At 71.3% G+C, this 16,429-nt stretch carries 12 protein-coding genes; 8 read left to right on the forward strand and 4 right to left on the reverse strand.

The window, feature by feature from the left end:
* Positions 1-119: 119 nt before the first annotated feature.
* The 3 genes from ACW4TU_RS23805 to ACW4TU_RS23815 all read left to right on the forward strand — a co-directional run bounded on the left by ACW4TU_RS23805 (position 120) and on the right by ACW4TU_RS23815 (position 4,256).
* Positions 120-1,622 (forward strand): SDR family oxidoreductase, encoded by a 1,503-nt coding sequence (locus tag ACW4TU_RS23805; RefSeq protein ID WP_457416720.1) that lies wholly within the window; start codon positions 120-122, stop codon positions 1,620-1,622.
* A gap of 196 nt (positions 1,623-1,818) precedes the next feature.
* The gene (locus ACW4TU_RS23810) at positions 1,819-3,492 is read left to right on the forward strand and encodes a serine/threonine-protein kinase (RefSeq protein ID WP_457416722.1); all 1,674 of its coding nucleotides are present in this window, start codon (positions 1,819-1,821) and stop codon (positions 3,490-3,492) included.
* Positions 3,489-4,256 (forward strand): hypothetical protein, encoded by a 768-nt coding sequence (locus ACW4TU_RS23815; protein ID WP_457416724.1) that lies wholly within the window; start codon positions 3,489-3,491, stop codon positions 4,254-4,256. Before ACW4TU_RS23810 ends, ACW4TU_RS23815 begins: the two co-directional genes overlap by 4 nt.
* A gap of 99 nt (positions 4,257-4,355) precedes the next feature.
* On the opposite strand, the gene ACW4TU_RS23820 is transcribed toward ACW4TU_RS23815, so the two are convergent.
* The gene (locus ACW4TU_RS23820; RefSeq protein ID WP_457416726.1) at positions 4,356-5,183 is read right to left on the reverse strand and encodes a hypothetical protein; all 828 of its coding nucleotides are present in this window, start codon (positions 5,181-5,183) and stop codon (positions 4,356-4,358) included.
* A 318-nt stretch (positions 5,184-5,501) separates the two neighbouring features.
* Here ACW4TU_RS23820 and ACW4TU_RS23825 point away from each other — a divergent pair, with 318 nt between their 5' ends.
* Positions 5,502-6,110, forward strand: coding sequence for an Rv1733c family protein (locus ACW4TU_RS23825; RefSeq protein WP_457416728.1), 609 nt, complete (start codon positions 5,502-5,504; stop codon positions 6,108-6,110).
* A gap of 585 nt (positions 6,111-6,695) precedes the next feature.
* A complete protein-coding gene (locus tag ACW4TU_RS23830; RefSeq protein WP_457416730.1) occupies positions 6,696-7,352 on the forward strand; it encodes a helix-turn-helix domain-containing protein in 657 nt (218 codons plus the stop codon).
* 186 nt (positions 7,353-7,538) lie between these two features.
* Here ACW4TU_RS23830 and ACW4TU_RS23835 read toward each other — a convergent pair whose 3' ends face one another.
* Positions 7,539-9,935 carry a phosphoketolase family protein gene (locus tag ACW4TU_RS23835; RefSeq protein WP_457416732.1) on the reverse strand — a complete coding sequence of 799 codons (2,397 nt, stop codon included), beginning with the start codon at positions 9,933-9,935 and terminating at the stop codon, positions 7,539-7,541.
* Between the two features lie 497 nt (positions 9,936-10,432).
* Positions 10,433-13,063, reverse strand: a complete 2,631-nt coding sequence (locus ACW4TU_RS23840; protein WP_457416734.1) for an RICIN domain-containing protein — start codon at positions 13,061-13,063, stop codon at positions 10,433-10,435.
* A 336-nt stretch (positions 13,064-13,399) separates the two neighbouring features.
* On the opposite strand from ACW4TU_RS23840, the gene ACW4TU_RS23845 reads away from it, so the two are divergent.
* Together ACW4TU_RS23845 and ACW4TU_RS23850 are read left to right on the forward strand one after the other, a co-directional pair.
* The gene (locus ACW4TU_RS23845) at positions 13,400-13,666 is read left to right on the forward strand and encodes a ribbon-helix-helix domain-containing protein (protein ID WP_457416736.1); all 267 of its coding nucleotides are present in this window, start codon (positions 13,400-13,402) and stop codon (positions 13,664-13,666) included.
* A complete protein-coding gene (locus tag ACW4TU_RS23850; protein WP_457416738.1) occupies positions 13,663-14,106 on the forward strand; it encodes a PIN domain-containing protein in 444 nt (147 codons plus the stop codon). Before ACW4TU_RS23845 ends, ACW4TU_RS23850 begins: the two co-directional genes overlap by 4 nt.
* Before the next feature lie 386 nt (positions 14,107-14,492).
* Here ACW4TU_RS23850 and ACW4TU_RS23855 read toward each other — a convergent pair whose 3' ends face one another.
* Positions 14,493-14,906: a hypothetical protein gene (locus tag ACW4TU_RS23855; RefSeq protein WP_457416740.1), complete on the reverse strand. Its 414-nt coding sequence runs from the start codon at positions 14,904-14,906 to the stop codon at positions 14,493-14,495.
* Between the two features lie 905 nt (positions 14,907-15,811).
* On the opposite strand from ACW4TU_RS23855, the gene ACW4TU_RS23860 reads away from it, so the two are divergent.
* Positions 15,812-16,402 carry a carboxylesterase family protein gene (locus ACW4TU_RS23860; protein WP_457416742.1) on the forward strand — a complete coding sequence of 197 codons (591 nt, stop codon included), beginning with the start codon at positions 15,812-15,814 and terminating at the stop codon, positions 16,400-16,402.
* The last annotated feature ends 27 nt before the right edge of the window (positions 16,403-16,429 follow it).

Consider the following 16,429-nt stretch of genomic DNA (forward strand, 5'->3'; position numbering starts at 1 on the left):
GCGCGGTTGCGGTGCCCGCCCCCGGCCCCAAGCATGGCCTCAGGGGAACAGGGAACGGGGAACAGCGGCAGCGCCCTCGGAGGGCACGTCCCGGGAAGACGCGGGAAGGCATGAGAGCCATGACGTTTCACGCGGACGACCGGCCACCGCGCTGTCTGGTCACCGGCGCCACCGGTTACCTGGGCGGCAGGCTGGTGCCGGAGTTGCTGGCGGCCGGATACCCGGTGCGCTGCCTGGCCCGCTCGCCCGGCAAGCTGCGGGACCATCCGTGGGCCGGGCAGGCGGAGACGGTGCGAGGGGACGTGACGGACGAGGAGTCCGTACGCGCGGCCATGGAGGGAATGGACGTCGCGTACTACCTGGTGCACGCGCTGGGCACCGGCCGGGGTTTCGAGGAGACCGACCGGCGCGCGGCCAGGATCTTCGGTGAGCAGGCGCGTGCCGCCGGAATCCGGCGGATCGTCTACCTCGGCGGCCTGACCCCCGCCGGAGTACCGGAGCGCGAGCTGTCACCCCACCTGCGGTCCCGCGCCGAAGTGGGCCGCATCCTCCTGGCCTCGGGCGTACCGACCGCCGTACTGCGGGCCGCGGTGATCATCGGGTCGGGTTCGGCCTCGTTCGAGATGCTGCGCCATCTGACCGAGCGGCTCCCCGCGATGGTGACCCCGAGCTGGGTGCGCACCCGTATCCAGCCGATCGCCGTCCGGGACGTGCTCCGCCTCCTCGTGGGGTGCGCGCGGCTGCCGGCCGACGTGAACCGCACTTTCGACATCGGCGGACCGGACGTCGTCACGTATCAGGGGATGATGCGGCGGTACGCCGCCGTCGCCGGACTGCGGAAGCGCGTCATCGTCCCTGTTCCGCTGCTCACGCCCCGGCTGTCCAGCCTCTGGGTCGGTCTGGTCACCCCGGTGCCGGGCGCTCTCGCGCGTCCGCTGGTCGAGTCGCTGAAGCACGAGGTGGTCTGCGCCGAGCGGGACATCGTCCGCTATGTGCCGGACCCGCCGGAGGGACCGCTCACCCTCGACCGGGCGATCCGGCTGGCGCTGCGGCGGGTGCGGGACGCGGACGTGGCCACCAGATGGTCCTCGGCCTCGACTCCCCACGCCCCCAGCGACCCGCTGCCGACCGACCCCGACTGGGCGGGCGGGAGCCTCTACACGGATCACCGCGAGCGTACGGTCGCGGCGTCGCCGCAGGCCCTGTGGCGTGTGGTGGAGTCGATCGGCGGTGAGAACGGCTGGTACTCCTCGCCGCTGGCCTGGTCCCTGCGTGGCTGGCTGGACACCCTGGTGGGCGGGGTCGGCCTACGCCGGGGCCGCCGGGACGCGACCCGGCTGCGGGTCGGTGACAGCCTGGACTTCTGGCGGGTGGAGGAGATCGAGCCGGGCCGGCTGCTGCGGCTGCGCGCGGAGATGCGGCTGCCTGGCCTGGCCTGGCTGGAGATGACCGTCGACCGGGATCCCCAGGGCCGCACGGTGTACCACCAGCGGGCCCTGTTCCATCCGCACGGCCTGGCCGGCCACGCCTACTGGCGGGGCGTGGCCCCCTTCCACGCAGCGGTCTTCGGCGGCATGGCCCGCAACATCGCGGCGGCGGCGGAATCGGCCCGTACCGACTGACCTCGACCCACCTCGCGGGAACCCGCCGACATCGCTGACCTGTTCATGGTCATCTTCTGGAACGGGGAACCGGGGCTGTCGCACCGCAACCGCCGTGGCCGAAAATGTGTCTCCCCACGCGTGGCCCGATGCTCCGGAGGGGCGGAATCCGCCCGCACGGCCGCCTTGGAGGGGGGATGGGGGATGGGGGATGGGAATGAACACCTGGGCAGTGCCCGGATACAACGAGTCACTGGAACTCGGGGCCGGGGCGAGCGGGCGGGTCGTCCTGGCCGTGCACGAGGAGACCGGCGTGCCGGTCGCGGTCAAGTACCTCAGCGAGTCCCTGCTCACCAGGCCGGGCTTCGTGCACGATTTCAGGGCGGAGGCGCGGCTGCTCGGCGGACTGGAGAGCCCGTACGTCGCCGAGCTGTACGAGTACGTCGAGAGCCCCGACGGCGCCGCGATCGTGATGGAGCTGGTGGACGGTGTCACGCTGCGGACCCTGCTGACCGGTCAGGGCCCGCTCGACCCCGAGGCCGCGCTCGTGGTCCTCAAGGGATCGCTGCTCGGTCTGGCCGACGCGCACCGTGTCGGCGTGGTCCATCGCGACTACAAGCCGGCGAACGTCCTGGTCGTGCCGGACGGATCGTCCAGGCTCGTCGACTTCGGGATCGCGGTGGACGCCGGCACCAGCGCAGGCGCGGCGGGGACCCCGTCCTACATGGCCCCGGAGCAGTGGACCGGCGCCCCCGCCTCTCCCGCCGCCGACGTGTACGCGGCCACGGCCACGTTCTTCGAGTGCCTGACGAGCCACCGGCCGTACTCGGGTGACAACCTCGCCGAACTCGCCCTGCAGCACGTCGACGCGCCCATCCCCGCCGACGAGGTCCCCGAGGCGGTACGGGAGCTGGTGCGGCGCGGTCTCGCCAAGGACCCGGCACAGCGCCCCACACACGCCGAGGCGTTCGTCGCGGAACTGGAGGAGGCCGCTGGCGCCGCCTACGGGCCCGACTGGGAGGAACGCGGCCGGGGCCGGCTGGCCGCGCTGGTGGCACTGCTGCCGCTGCTGCTGCCCTCGGCCCGCAGCGCCCCGCGGACCACCACGGACATCGCACGCACGGTCCTGAGCCCGGCGGCGGCCCACGGTGGGGCGCGGTCGTGGCTCCCCGGCCGGCCGGGGATGCTCGTGTCCGGTGCGGCCGTGCTCCTGGGCGTCCTCCTGTCCTACGGCATCCAGCAAGCCCCGGGAGCGGCTCCGCAGGAGGCGGCGCAGGCCCTGGCCACCAGCAGTGCCCAACCCGCCGTGGCGCCGGGAGAGCCCAGCCTTCTGCCGGCCTCGCCCTCCTCCTCCCCGTCCGAGTCGCCCTCCTCCTCCGCGCTCCCGACGTCCGTCTCACCCTCACCCGGCCTGTCGCCCTCGGCCTCGGGCGCGGCGACCGCCGGTACCGGCGAGCCCTCGGCGTCCACCAGCACGACTCCGGCCGAGGTCACGACGACGCCCGGCGGGGCGACCACCACCGAGGCGACGCCGACGACGGCTCCCTCCACCGCCCCGGCCGCTCCCGCCGTCAAGGACGTCGCGGTGACGGGTTTCCGGCAGACGGGTTCCACGACCGCCACGGCGACCATCGACATCACCACGGACGGCACCGGGCCGTTCTCCCTCACCGTCTCGTGGTTCACGAGCGACGCCACGGCAGGGCTCGGCACCCCGGACGGCGCGTCCCAGACCTTCGAGCGCAGCGGTGCCACCCAGTACACCCTCACCGTCGACCACACCTTCCAGAACAAGGGCTGCTACTGGGCGGTGGAAGCCACGACGACTCCGGCCTCCGCCGACGGCGGCGGCTCGCAGCAGCTTCTGACCAGGCAGTGTGATGTCCGATGACCGCTCACGACGACCGCACCGTCCCGGCTTCCGCCTCCGCTTCCGCCGAGGACCGCGAGTCCACCCGGGTGCTCGGCCACGCCGACCCGTACGCCCCGCGCGACGAACCCGGCTCCGCCGATGCCGAGTACAGCGCCACCGTGCTGGCCAGTCACTGGATCCAGCGGCCGGAGTCGGACGACACCCTCGTCGAGCCGCCCTCCACACAGGTCCTGCCGACACCGACACCGACGCCCACACGGCCGACACCGCAGACGCTGCCTGATCGCGTCGAAGGCACCGTGCTGCGTTTCGGCCCGGGGGTGACCGCCGCCGTCGCGCACCGTAGCCACAGGACGCTGCCCGCCCTGACACAGCCTTCCGCGCCCTCGCGCCGGCGGCTGCGCAGACATGCCCTGCCCGCACTGGTGTTGGTCTGCGTCATCGCGTTCCTCGCCTGGCAGCGCCTCGGGCCGTCCGTCGCGGTACGCACGGTGGAGGCCTCGGCCCGGCCGGCGGTTCTGGGATGCGACGGCACCGCGGACATCGTCGGCCTCGTCGCCACGAACGGCCGCCCGGGCACACTCTCGTACCGCTGGACCCGGAGCGACGGCACCGCCTCGGGCGTCCTGCGGGAAGTGGTGGTCCGGGGCCAGAGACAGGCCCGTCTGCACCTGCTGTGGACCTTCCAGGGCAAGGGCCACTACGCGGCCCAGGCCCGACTGCGCATCCTTTCCCCCGTCGACCGCACGGTCATCAGCCACCTCACATACGACTGTCCCTGACCGGCCGCAGCCGCTCAGGGACAGTCGTCCCGGTCATGTCACCGCTCCGGCCGGCCGGACCCGATCACGTCGCCAGGCGCGACTCGGCCGGCCCCCGGCTCAGTGGTCCTCGGTGATGGTGGTCGCGATGCCGTTGCTGACCACGACCACGGCGGAGAAGCCCTTCTTGGCGGCCTTCTCCAGCTGGGCCTCGGTGCACTCGACGCCACCCTCGCCGCCCGGGCCGGTGTTCACGGCGTCGCAGATGTCGTCGTAGCCCACGATCTTGGTGTCGTCCGCGACGAGGAACTGCTGCTCGGAGTCCTTCATGTCGGTGACGGTGTACTTGCCCGGCGCCACGTACACAACGTTGCCGAGCCAGGTTCCGTTGACGCCCTTGCCCTCGTCGATGCCCTCGACGACGGTCTCACGGGAGTCGGAACCACTGTCGGAGTCGGACCCGGAGTCCTGCTGGGCGGTGCGGCGCTCGATCACCAGGGTCGCGACGCCGTCCTTCATCTCCACGTCGGCGTTCACGGCACCCTTCTTGAGGGCCGACTCCAGCTGGTCGAGTGTGCACGGCGCGTCCACCTTGGAGTTCGCCATGCCGCATATCGTGCCGACGCCGTAGACCTCGGTGCCGTCGCCGACCCAGAACTGCTGGTCGTCCCTGCCCGACACGGACACGATGTACTTGCCCGGGGCGAGATAGATGACCTTGCCGTTCTTGAACGAGCCGCTGACGCCCTTGGAATCCTTGGAGTTCGCGGAGCCCTTGGAGCTCTTGGAGTCCGACGCCTTCTCCGCGGTCGCCACCGGGCTCGCCGTGGCCGCCGGGCTCTTGTCGGACGAGCTGTCGGCGGTGCCGTTCTGGCATGCCGTCATCAGCAGTCCGGCGGTGATCGCGGCGGTGGCGAGGACGGCCTTGCGCAGGTGGCGGTTCTTCACGGGGTTCCTTCCGGGGGCGGGATCAGCAGGGAGCCGGCGGCGTTCTCACCGTTTCCCGCTCTGTGATCACTATGAGGTCGCCCGGAGCCCGCAGGTCACGCCCGTCCTCCCTTCAGGACGCCACTGTGGCACGGCTGTGACACAGCAACTCGTCGGCTGTGGATGCCAGTTGGCCGACGCCACCTTGAGCCGCGCGCGGTCGGACGGGGGTCCGTCGGCCCCTTGTACGGGCCGACGAGCCCTGCTCCGGTGTGCGGTGTGTGTGCGAACGCCGCTGAGGGGCACCCGTGCCGCCGGGTTCGGAAAGCGGGGTCGGCCATGGGCACGAACGTGAGGTGGTGGCGGTGGCGGCGCAATCCGCTCAGACGCCGCTCGGACGCCGTCGAGGCATGGGTCGTCCTGGTGACGGCCGTGGTGATGGCGGTGGGCATGCCCCTGGCCGGAGCCCTGGGCTCGGTGCGGGTCGGAAGCGTATTGCTCCAGACGCGCGAGGAGCGGCACCGTACCTCCGCCGTGCTGACCGAGGACGCCGGCGATCCGGGGCCCGGCACCTATGCCCGCACCTGGGCGGTTGTGCGGTGGACGGCGTCCGACGACACCGTCCGTACGGCGGGGGTGCGGGTCGCGGCGGGCAGCGGGGCGGGCACCAGGACCGTGATCTGGACGGACCGGCAGGACCGGCTCGTCAGCGCGCCGCTCACCGCGGGGCAGGCCGTCGCACTGTCCGCCTTCGCCGGGACGCTGGCGGCGGGCGGTGTCGCCCTGTTGCTGCTGGCCGGTCGCAAGGCCGTACGGACGGTGCTGGACCGGCACCGTGCGAGGCAGTGGGAGCGGGCCTGGGTCCTCACCGGTCCCCGGTGGAGCGGAAGCAGGCCTGACAACGCGCCGGGCCCCGGGCCGGAAGGGCCGACGATTCCACCGCCGTGACGGCGGACAACGGCGGATCGCGTGCCAGGACCAGCACTCCAGGTATCCCGTGAATGCTGGTGCACGCCCCCGAGGCCGCGCATCACCGGCGGCCACCGCATCGACCCGGAGAGAACCGGATGACAGCCCAGTCGGCCCGCCCCGGCATCGCGCACCCGGTGGAACGCCGGCCCGGCGAGCTGGGCGCGCGGCGCCGGATACCGCCGCGGTCGCGGCTCGGCTCGGCGCGGTTCGCGTTGCCGGCCGCCCGGCTCGGCGTTGTACTGGGGCTGCGGACGCGGTCGCCCACCCGTGAGAACCCCTTTCCCGCCCTGGGTGGTGCCGGCCGCGGTGGGGCTGGGAGCCGCCGCGCGGTACGGGCCGTTCCCGCGGGCCGTCCTGGAGACCTCGCCGCCGTCCTGGCCAGGTCGGACAGCGGCTCTCGCCGCGAAGCCGGCCGGCTTCGGGCACCGCCCGTGCGGAGAGCCGGTCCGCCCGGACCGTCGGGCGCCCGGACGGGACCCTGACCACGACCGGTCCCCCCACCACATGACCGGTCCCCACTCCATGACCGACGAGTGACAAGGCGAAGGGAAGTGATCGGCTGTGCCGGAACCGACGAGGAACGCCGGAGACATCGGACGACGGGTGGCAGCGCGGCGCGAGGAGTTGGGGCTGACCAGGGAGCAGGTGGCCGAGCGGGCGGGCACGGCCGCGGACTACCTTCGGTACGTGGAGGAGCGGCCGACCGCCTCCCCGGGCACGGGCTTCCTGATCCGGCTGGCCGGCGCGCTGGAGACCACCGTGGCCCGACTGCGCGGCAGCGACGCCGACCTGCCCCCCGGCATCGGGCAGGCGGCCTACCATCCCGAGCTGACGGTGCTGGATCCCGGGGAGTGCCGGGCCAGGCTGTCCACCCACGGCGTCGGACGCGTCTCGGTGTCCACGCCCGACGGCCCGGCCATCGTCCCGGTCAACTACACGGTCGTGGACGGCACGGTCACCTTCAGAACCGCGCGCGGCACCACGCCCGGCCTGGCCGCCGGCGCCGAGGCCGCCTTCGAGGTGGACCACATCGACGAGGCGCTGAGCGAGGGCTGGAGCGTCCTCGTCGTCGGCCGCGCCGAATGGGTCACCGACCCCGCCGCCATCCGGCACCTCGTCGGCGCGGCCCACTCGGCGCCGTGGGCGGGCGGCGACCGCGAACAGTGGGTACGTATCACCCCGGAGCGGATCACCGGACGCCGGATCACCGCCCGCTGACCCGCTCCGAGGACGGGCGTACGGACCCCGGGCCGCCCCGGCCGGTCGTACGGGGCGACCGCGACGGGGGCGGACGCGGCATGGTGCGTCACCGTCACGACAGCAGCGCGCCCGTCGGCCCACCCGCCTGCCGCGCGGCCGGTTCGTACCGGCCGAAGACCTTGACCGTACCTCCGTTCGCCCAGGTCAGGTCCAGGTCCAGTCGGTGACCTCGGGCAGGTCGATGCCGTGCTCGCGGATCCAGGCGTGGTGGCGGGTGCGGGCGTCGGCCATCTGCTGGCGTACGGCGGCGGCGCGCACGGCGAGGCCGGGGACGCGGTCGATGACGTCCATGACGAGCCGGTAGCGGTCCATGTCGTTGCGGACGACCATGTCGAACGGGGTGGTCGTGGTGCCCATCTCCTTGTAGCCGCGCACATGCAGGTGGGCGTGGCCCGTGCGGCGGTAGGAGAGGCGGTGGATCAGCCAGGGGTAGCCGTGGTAGGCGAAGATCACCGGCTTGTCGGTGGTGAACAGGCCGTCGTACTCGAACTCGCCCATTCCGTGCGGGTGTTCCTCACGCGGCAGCAGCCGGGCCAGGTCGACGACGTTGACGACGCGGACGGAGAGTTCCGGCAGATGCCGGCGCAGCAGATCGGACGCGGCCAGGATCTCCAGCGTCGGTACGTCTCCCGCGCAGGCCAGCACCACGTCGGGCTCGCCCCCGTTCTCGCTGCCGGCCCAGTCCCAGATCCCGGCACCACGGGCGCAGTGGGCGCGGGCCTCGTCCATCGACAGCCAGTCGAAACAGGGCTGCTTGCCCGCCACGATCACGTTGACGTAGTCACGGCTGCGCAGGACGTGGTCCGCCACGGACAGCAGGGTGTTGGCGTCCGGCGGCAGATAGACCCGTACGACCTCGGGGCTCTTGCTGAGGACGTGGTCGATGAACCCGGGGTCCTGGTGCGAGAAGCCGTTGTGGTCCTGACGCCAGACATGTGACGTCAGCAGGTAGTTGAGGGAGGCGATGGGGGACCGCCACGCCAACTCCCTCGATGTCTTCAGCCACTTGATGTGCTGGTTGACCATCGAGTCGACGATGTGGACGAACGCCTCGTAGCAGGAGAACAGCCCGTGGCGGCCGGTGAGGAGGTAGCCCTCCAGCCAGCCCTGGCAGAGGTGTTCGGAGAGGATCTCCATGACCCGGCCGTGCCGGTCGAGGTGTTCGTCCACCTGGAGGGTCTGGGCCTGCCAGGCCTTGCCGCTGGCGTTGAAGACGGCGTCGAGCCGGTTGGACGCGGTCTCGTCCGGGCCCACCAGCCGGAAGTCGCGCCGCTGCGACGTGTCCCGCATGATCTGTTCCAGGAGGTCGCCGAGGATCCGCGTGGGCTCGTGCACGGTGGCGCCCGGCTTGTCCACGGGGACGGCGAAGCGGTCGAGGGAGGGCATCGGCAGGTCACGTACGAGCAGGCCGCCGTTGGCGTGCGGCGTGGCGCCCAGCCGGCGGGTCCCGTCGGGGATGCAGGCGAGGACGTCGGCGCTGGGCCGCCCCTCGGCGTCGAAGAGCTCCTCGGGCCGGTACGAGCGCAGCCAGGTCTCCAACTGCCGCAGGTGGTCGGGGTTTTCGCGTACGCCGGACAGCGGGACCTGGTGCGCGCGCCAGGTGCCCTCGACCGGGAGTCCGTCGACCTCGGCGGGGCCCGTCCAGCCCTTCGGCGTACGCAGCACGATCATGGGCCAGTGCACGCGCTCGGCCGTGCCGCCCTCGCGGGCCGTGCGCTGCGCCCGCGCGATGCGGTCCAGGGCCTGGTCGAAGGCGTCGGCCATGGCGCGGTGGACCTCGTGCGGGTCGTCACTGGTGACGTGGATCGGCTCGTGGCCGTAGCCGCGCAGCAGCTCGTCGAGTTCGGACTCCGGGAGGCGGGAGAGCACGGTCGGGTTGGCGATCTTGTAGCCGTTGAGGTGCAGGATCGGCAGGACCGCGCCGTCGTGCGCCGGGTCGAGGAACTTGTTGGAGTGCCAGGACGCGGCGAGCGGCCCGGTCTCCGCCTCTCCGTCGCCGATCACACAGGCGACCAGCAGGTCCGGGTTGTCGAAGGCGGCGCCGTACGCGTGCGCGAGCGAGTAGCCGAGCTCGCCGCCCTCGTGGATCGAGCCGGGTGTCTCCGGCGCGACATGGCTGGGCACGCCGCCGGGAAACGAGAACTGCCGGAAGAGCCGGTCCATGCCCGTCGCGTCGCGCGAGACGTCCGGGTAGGTCTCGCTGTAGCTGCCCTCCAGCCAGGAGCCCGCGAGCACGGCCGGCCCGCCGTGACCCGGCCCCCACACGCACAGCGCGTCGAGACCGCGAGCCTTGATCACGCGGTTGAGGTGCGTGTACACGAGGTTGAGGCCGGGCGAGGTGCCCCAGTGGCCGAGCAGCCGCGGCTTGATGTGCGCGGGCGTCAGGGGCTCGGTGAGCAGCGGGTTGGCCAGCAGGTAGATCTGGCCCACGGCCAGGTAGTTGGCGGCCCGCCAGTGGGCGTCCAGGGTGCGCAGTTCCTCGTCGGTCAGTACGGTGCTGGTGCTGGCCTGGCGTTTGGTCTTGGGCACGGTCTTGGGCACGGTGACTCCGTAGGTCGTCGAGGCGAGTCGGGCTCCGGGAAGGGGCGCGAACCGAGGGCGCCCGCTCGTCGTGGTGTTCGAAGGGCCCCGCGTTCGAACGCGTCTCGGAGCACGTGTACCCACGTGTGGCGCTTCAGCGGCAGGCCGCACCATTTGGTCTCCACGACAGCCCGTCCGGCGGCAGCGGTACGGTTCTCGGCCGAGCCGCCGAATACGGGGAGGACGGCGCCGGAGCTGGTCTCCACCTGCTCTCCACCTCCCGGACCGGGATCGCGTGACCCGGTTCCAGCAGCCTCGTGCCGATCGAGCTCGTGGGGGAGGGGCCACAGGTCCCCGTCAGGGGCCGACCGGCCCTTGCCGCGCCCTCGACACGCTTTCCCGCTCTTCGCCTCGACCGGGGCACGCCAAGGGCACGGAGTCGCGGAGCGGGCGAGGCACGGGTCAGCCATGGCGGGGCCGCAGGCCGTGGTGGCCGCGGCCCCGCTCGGGCGCTGGGGTCAGGACGGGTCGCCGTACTGGAGACCGCGTCCGTTCGTGCCGACGTAGACGCGCCCGAAGGTGTCGGGGTCGCCGGTGATGACGCCGACGCTGCCGATACCGCCCCACTGGTGGGCGTCGTCGTTGACGCGGAGCCAGGTGGCGCCCTTGTCGGTGGAGCGGAAGACTCCGGTGACGTCCTTGACGGTGCCGATCAGATACAGGGCCTGGTAGGCGGCGCCCGGCGCGGCCTTCCCGAAGCCGAGGGCGGAGGCGGACTTCACCGTGGTGAGCGCGCCGAAGGTCCGGCCGCCGTCCGTGGAGTGCAGCAGCCCCTTGCCGCCGCCGGAGATCCACAGGTCTCCGGCGATGCCGGGGACGGCGGCGAGCCGGCCCGCGGGCAGGCTGGTGGCGCGGGCGGTGAAGGTCGCGCCGCCGTCGGTGCTGGCGTAGAGCGTGCCGTCGGCCAGCGAGTAGAAGGTCCTGGCCGAGGAGCGGTCGGCGACGACCACGGCGCCGGTGCCCAGGCCGCCGGCCTTCGACCAGCTCGCCCCCCGGTCGGTCGAGCGGTACGGGGCCTCACCGGCCTCGGTCCAGACGATGGCGGAGCCGTCCGCCGAGAGCGCGACCTGACCGCTGTCGGCACTGGCCACCGGCTCCGACCCGAACCCGGTCCAACTGTTGCCGCCGTCGGTGGAGTAGGCGCCGTCCTGCTTGCCGCCACGGCCGACGCGGACCATCGTGGAGGGGCTGGACTGGGCGAAGTCGATGTCGGTGCTGGTGATCATCATCGGGTTGTCCAGGCGCCCGGCGGGCACCTTCGTCAGGGAGTCGTAGCGGAAACCGCCCAGGTCACCCATGGCGGAGAGGACGGTGGCGCCGCCGGGCGGGGCGACCGCGTCCATCAGCGAGGTCTCCTCCAGCCCCCGGGACCCCACGATCCAGTGGCTGGTGCCGCCGTTGTCGGTGGCATTGGCGTCCTTGCTGCGCCAGATGCCGCTGCCGGTGCCGTACAGCACGTGTCCGGAGTCGAAGGGGTCGATGGCCATGGCGGACATCCAGTGCCCGATGCCGGTACCGACGTAAGGAGCGCCCGAGGCGTCCCGCTCCGACTTCGCGGCCTGCGCCTGCCAGGTCCTGCCGCCGTCGGTCGTCCGGTACAGCTCGTCCTGGGGCCACCAGCGGTGGAGGGTGGTGACCATCACCGTGGACGGCTTCCGCGGGTCGACGGCCAGACCGGAGAAGCCGTAGCTGCCCTGGGACGGGGAGATGTCCTTCCACGCCCCGCCGGCCGGCGTGTACTTCCACACCGAACCCGCCGTCGCGTCACCGATGGAGTTGGCGTACGTCAGATACAGCGAGCCGTCACCCGACACCACGCCGTGCTGCGGCATCTCGCCGGTGGGCTGACCGGAGACGGCCTGCCAGGTGCTGCCGCCGTCGGTGGAGCGGTACAGGTTGGCCGACCTGTCGGCGACGCCGACATAGACCGTCCCGCTGCCGGCCGCGCCGTACGTCACGAAGGCGATGCCCGCGCCGCTGCTCGCCCCGTCCTTGACGGGGAACGAGGAGACCTGACTCCATGTCACACCGTGGTCGGTGCTGCGCCACAGGCCGTTCTTACGGGTGCCCAGCAGCAGGGTGCCGTTGTCCGCGGGGTTGACCACCAGCCGCTCGCCCGCCCCGCGGCCGAGTTCGTTGGCGCCCAGCTTGAAAGGCAGAGCGGTGCGCTTGAAGGTGCGGCCCCGGTCCGTGGAGCGCAGCAACTCGGCGTTGCCCGCCCAGCCGTTGGTGTAGGTGCCCGCCGCGGCGTAGAACCGGTCGGGGTCGACGGGGTCGGTGGCCAGCGAGTCGATGCCCAGCAGGTTCCAGTCCTTCTCGTCGACCCAGTCGGTGAGCGGGATCCACTGCTCGGCCGCGGCGTCCCAGCGGTAGGCGCCGCCCATGTCGGTACGCGCGTACAGCAGACCCTTCTCGCGCGGGTTGAACACCAGCCCGGTGACGTAACCGCCGCCCACCACCTGGGCGTTGTTCCACACATACGGTCCGGCCGCGCCCGCGGTCTGCGCCGTGCCGCTCCCGGCCGATTTCACCAGCTTCCACTGCTGGTTGGTGCTGCCCCGGTCGGCATACTGTATGACCGTCGCGCCCTGGGCGGTGGAGCCGCCGGAGACGTCCAGCACCAGACCGCTCCTGCGGGAGGTGAAGGTGACGGCGTCGGAACCGCTCACATCATGGATCCGCCACTCCTGGGACTTGGCGGAGCTGTCGGTCTGCTGCTCGGCGACGGCCTTCGCGGCGGTCGAGTCGCCCGCTATACCGAGCACTTTGCCGCTGTTGCGGTTCACCAGCTCGTAGTAGCCGTCCCCGGCGGGCTTCAGCCTCCACTGCTGGTTGGCGGTGTTCTGGTCGGTCCACTGCTGGATACGGGTGCCGTCGGCGGTGGAGAAGGAGTTGACGTCCAGCACCTTGCCGCTGCGCACGGAGACCAGCCGGTAGTAGGCGTCACCGTTGACCGTCGCGGCCTGCGAGTCCTCCTGCGCGAACAGGAGATACGGCACGACGAGAGCGGGCGCGCCGAGCAGTAGACCGGTCGCGGTCCAGCGCCGACGGTGACGCCCGCGGCGTCCGCCGGTCGTGGGGTTCTTCATGGGGAGGTGCTCTCCTTGCATGCCGTTCACCAGACAAAAGGCGGATCCGGGCACTGAACGACCGGATCCGACTCCTTGTGGTCACAGACACCGCACAGGGTTGCCTTGAGCCGAAAACTTTTCCGGATCACCTCGGGGATCGGGTGCTCCGGTGCTCCGGCGCTCCGGTGCGGGGTGATCCCGCCGGACGTGTCACAGCGGACGCCGGGCGGCACCCTGCCCGTGGCGGGTGCGCGGTCGGCTCGGCTGGTCCACGGCAACGGGACATGGGGAACATAGGCGACACAGGGAGGTGCGGCAGATACATCAATCTGGTACATGACCTAATCTTGGTACATGTCCATGAAACGCACCAACGTCTACGCCGACCCCGAGGACCTGGCCATTATCAAGGAAGCCGCCAAGCGCCGAGGCATAAGCGAGGCCGAGATCATCCGCCAGGGCATCCACCTCGCCGCCATGGCGAACCGGGTCTGGGACGAGCCGCTGTTCTCACGCACCTTCGAGGGGTCAGGGCGTACGCAGTCCAGGTCGGAGGTCCGCGACACGGTCACCGAGGCCGTCCGGCGTGAGACCGGCTCGGGTCCCGGATCAGCCGCGTGATCATCGTCATCGCCGATACGTCCGGCCTGCTGGCAGCCCTGGACTCGGCTCATCCGGAACACCGGGCGGCGAACGAGGCCATCATGGCGGCGGGCCTGCTGGTCATGTCCCCCCTCCTGCTGGCCGAACTGGATCACGTGGCGACGCGTGAGCTCGGCAGAGAAGCTGCCCTCGGTGCGATCGACGACCTGCGTCGCTGGATGAGCCGGGGCCGTGTCGTCATGCCGGAGATCACGGAGGACCACCTGGGCGCCGCCCAGTCCGTCCGTATCCGCTACCGCGTGCTGGACCTCGACCTCGCCGACGCGGTGAACGTGGCGCTCGCCGCCGACTACGACACGGACGCGATTCTCACCCTCGACCGACGAGACTTCCGGGCAGTACGCCCGTTGGGCCACCACAAGGCGTTCCGGGTACTCCCCGACGACCTCCCGCTCTGACGCAGGCCTCTCGGCGGCCAAGTGCCCGTTCCCGGAAGGGGTTTGCGCACTGCCCACGACGAAGCACGTGCAGGACGGGTGTCCGCGACCGCCCAGGAACAGCTGGGCTGAGGGCTCACCTCCGGCTCCTGACGGTTTTGCCGGGCGTACGTGAGGCCGTGGCCACACGTACGCCCGGCTTGCAGCTGGTTTTGACAGTCGGCATTGCCACGGCCTACCCGCCGCCACCCGGACAGCGGCGCGAAAGGCATTGGTGATGCTCGACGGCACATTCCTGCCCGATCTACCGGATCACCGCCGACCGACGGTAGTGGGCATTATCAGGGGCTTCACTTGCTTTTCAGGCCAACTTCCCAGCTCGCCAAGCGGGTTGGAAAACCTCACTGTCAGCAATTCGCGTTGGCCGGCAGGTTGCCGCGGTTATCGCCCTTGAAGTAGATCGCGCTGCTGTATCCGACACTGTTGTCGGTGTACCGGACCTGCAGCCAGATGTTGTTGGTGTATCCCTCGGCCGTGATGGTCTGCCCATAGACCCAGCAGTTCACGACGTAGGTGACGTTCGCGGACAGCACGGACCGGATGCCGCAACTGGTGTACGCGCAGGTGCGGTTGTTGGTCGAGGCCCATGTTGTCGCGTAGTACGTGCCCGCCGTCTGCGTCCCCACGCCACCGGACCCGGCGCGGGCGGGCGACGGTGCCTGCGGGGAGACGGCCGACGCCGCACCCGCCGTACCCAGCGTTCCCGCCAGTGCGAGGAGGCCGACGGCGGACGCCGAGGCGAGCCTGGTTCTGAGTCCCATGATGTTCCCCCATGGTTCGAGCCGCCGAGCCCGGATATTCAGGCACGGTCAGCTGATGCCATGAACATGGAGCAGGGTGCGGTTGATCGCCAGAGCCGCAACGGAAAAATATGATGGGTGCCCAGAATTCCGGCCAAGTAGAAATTGGCGTGGAATGCGGCGTAGGGCGATCATGCTGCTCTGCCGGCACGAGTAGACCCGGTTGTCACCACACCAGCCACTTGACCAGCCACTTCAGGATGAAACGGGCTCAGTGGGCAGGAGTGGGTCTTGGGCCCAGGTCCTGGCAGTGCACACGTATCCCGAACGGTTTTGGATGCGCAGGCCCCGCATCCCCTTCCGCGTAGAACCGCGACGGCACGCGCACCGCGCCCTCATGCGGCGCATAGGCATCGGGTGCGATCGCCACGGTCCTGCTGGTGATCGCCTGCCCGGCTGCCCCCGCGAGTTCCCGGGTCGGCGCTCTGCCGGGGGCACAGGGCGCCTCGTCATTGCCGCTCATGCCGCCCACCACGGCGTGGCCGTCCTCCACGACGACGCCGACTACGGCACTGTCGCCCGGCACGCATCCGACCTGACCGAGCACAACGTCCACGACGTCGTCTGACGGGCCGGCCGCTGAGGTGGCCGGTGTCAGACGCCGCCGTGGAGCTCGTAGTGGTCCACGGCATTGGACGGGCTCGCGGTCCAGCTGAAGTCCACACGGCGATCGTCGGCCACGCAGGTGAAGCCGGTTGCCGGTGCCGGGAGGAGCAGACCAGTGTCGCCTGGTGACCATCAGGTGGCCGCTGTCTGGCAGGTGATTCCTGGGGTCACGGGAAATGATGGGGGAGCGTCACCGCGACCAACCAGTAGCCGGCACACCGCGCGAAATACCCCGACCCCACCGGAAGGAATCCCACGCCATGACCGCGACCGCGCCCAAGGCTCCGACTGGACCAGGGGTGAGGTCCTGGTGGGGAATCCCGTACGCCACCGCCGAGCGGTACCGTCGGCCCCTGGTCGCGGACTTCGATCCGGACCGTCCCTATGACCGCAAGGGCGTCGCCCCCGTCCAGCCCGACAGCGGCGACTGGCTCGAAGCGGACAGCGGGACGGGCGAGGACTGCCTGAACCTGAACGTGTGGGCCCCCGCCCGCGAGCAGCCGGCCGGGAAGACGCTGCCGGTGGCCGTGTACATCCATGGCGGCGGATTCGAGTTCGGCGCGAACACGCAGATCACCTCGAACGCCGCCGGTCTCGCCGCGTCGGGGCGTGTGGTGGGTGTGTCGATCAACTACCGGCTCGGCGCACTGGGCGCGCTCTCGCTCTCGCAGTACGGCGGGCGGCTCGCCGAGGCGAGCAACCTGGGTCTGCAGGACGTCATCGCCGCGCTTGCCTGGGTCAAGCAGAACATCGCCCACTTCGGTGGCGACCCCGACGACGTCACCGTCTTCGGTCACAGCGCCGGCGCCTACTCCACCCTCGGGCTGCTCGGGAACATCGCCCGCCCCTGACGGTCACCGGGCGATCCGGAACACCGC

Source organism: Streptomyces kryoterrae (assembly GCF_054072135.1).

Bases quoted from the DNA above. Each gene is read 5' to 3' on its own strand.
- ACW4TU_RS23845 (WP_457416736.1), top strand. From the start codon at position 13,400: ATGTCCATGAAACGCACCAACGTCTACGCCGACCCCGAGGACCTGGCC.
- ACW4TU_RS23840 (WP_457416734.1), bottom strand. From the start codon at position 13,063: ATGAAGAACCCCACGACCGGCGGACGCCGCGGGCGTCACCGTCGGCGC.
- ACW4TU_RS23860 (WP_457416742.1), top strand. From the start codon at position 15,812: ATGACCGCGACCGCGCCCAAGGCTCCGACTGGACCAGGGGTGAGGTCC.
- ACW4TU_RS23825 (WP_457416728.1), top strand. From the start codon at position 5,502: ATGGGCACGAACGTGAGGTGGTGGCGGTGGCGGCGCAATCCGCTCAGA.
- ACW4TU_RS23855 (WP_457416740.1), bottom strand. From the start codon at position 14,906: ATGGGACTCAGAACCAGGCTCGCCTCGGCGTCCGCCGTCGGCCTCCTC.
- ACW4TU_RS23815 (WP_457416724.1), top strand. From the start codon at position 3,489: ATGACCGCTCACGACGACCGCACCGTCCCGGCTTCCGCCTCCGCTTCC.
- ACW4TU_RS23805 (WP_457416720.1), top strand. From the start codon at position 120: ATGACGTTTCACGCGGACGACCGGCCACCGCGCTGTCTGGTCACCGGC.
- ACW4TU_RS23810 (WP_457416722.1), top strand. From the start codon at position 1,819: ATGAACACCTGGGCAGTGCCCGGATACAACGAGTCACTGGAACTCGGG.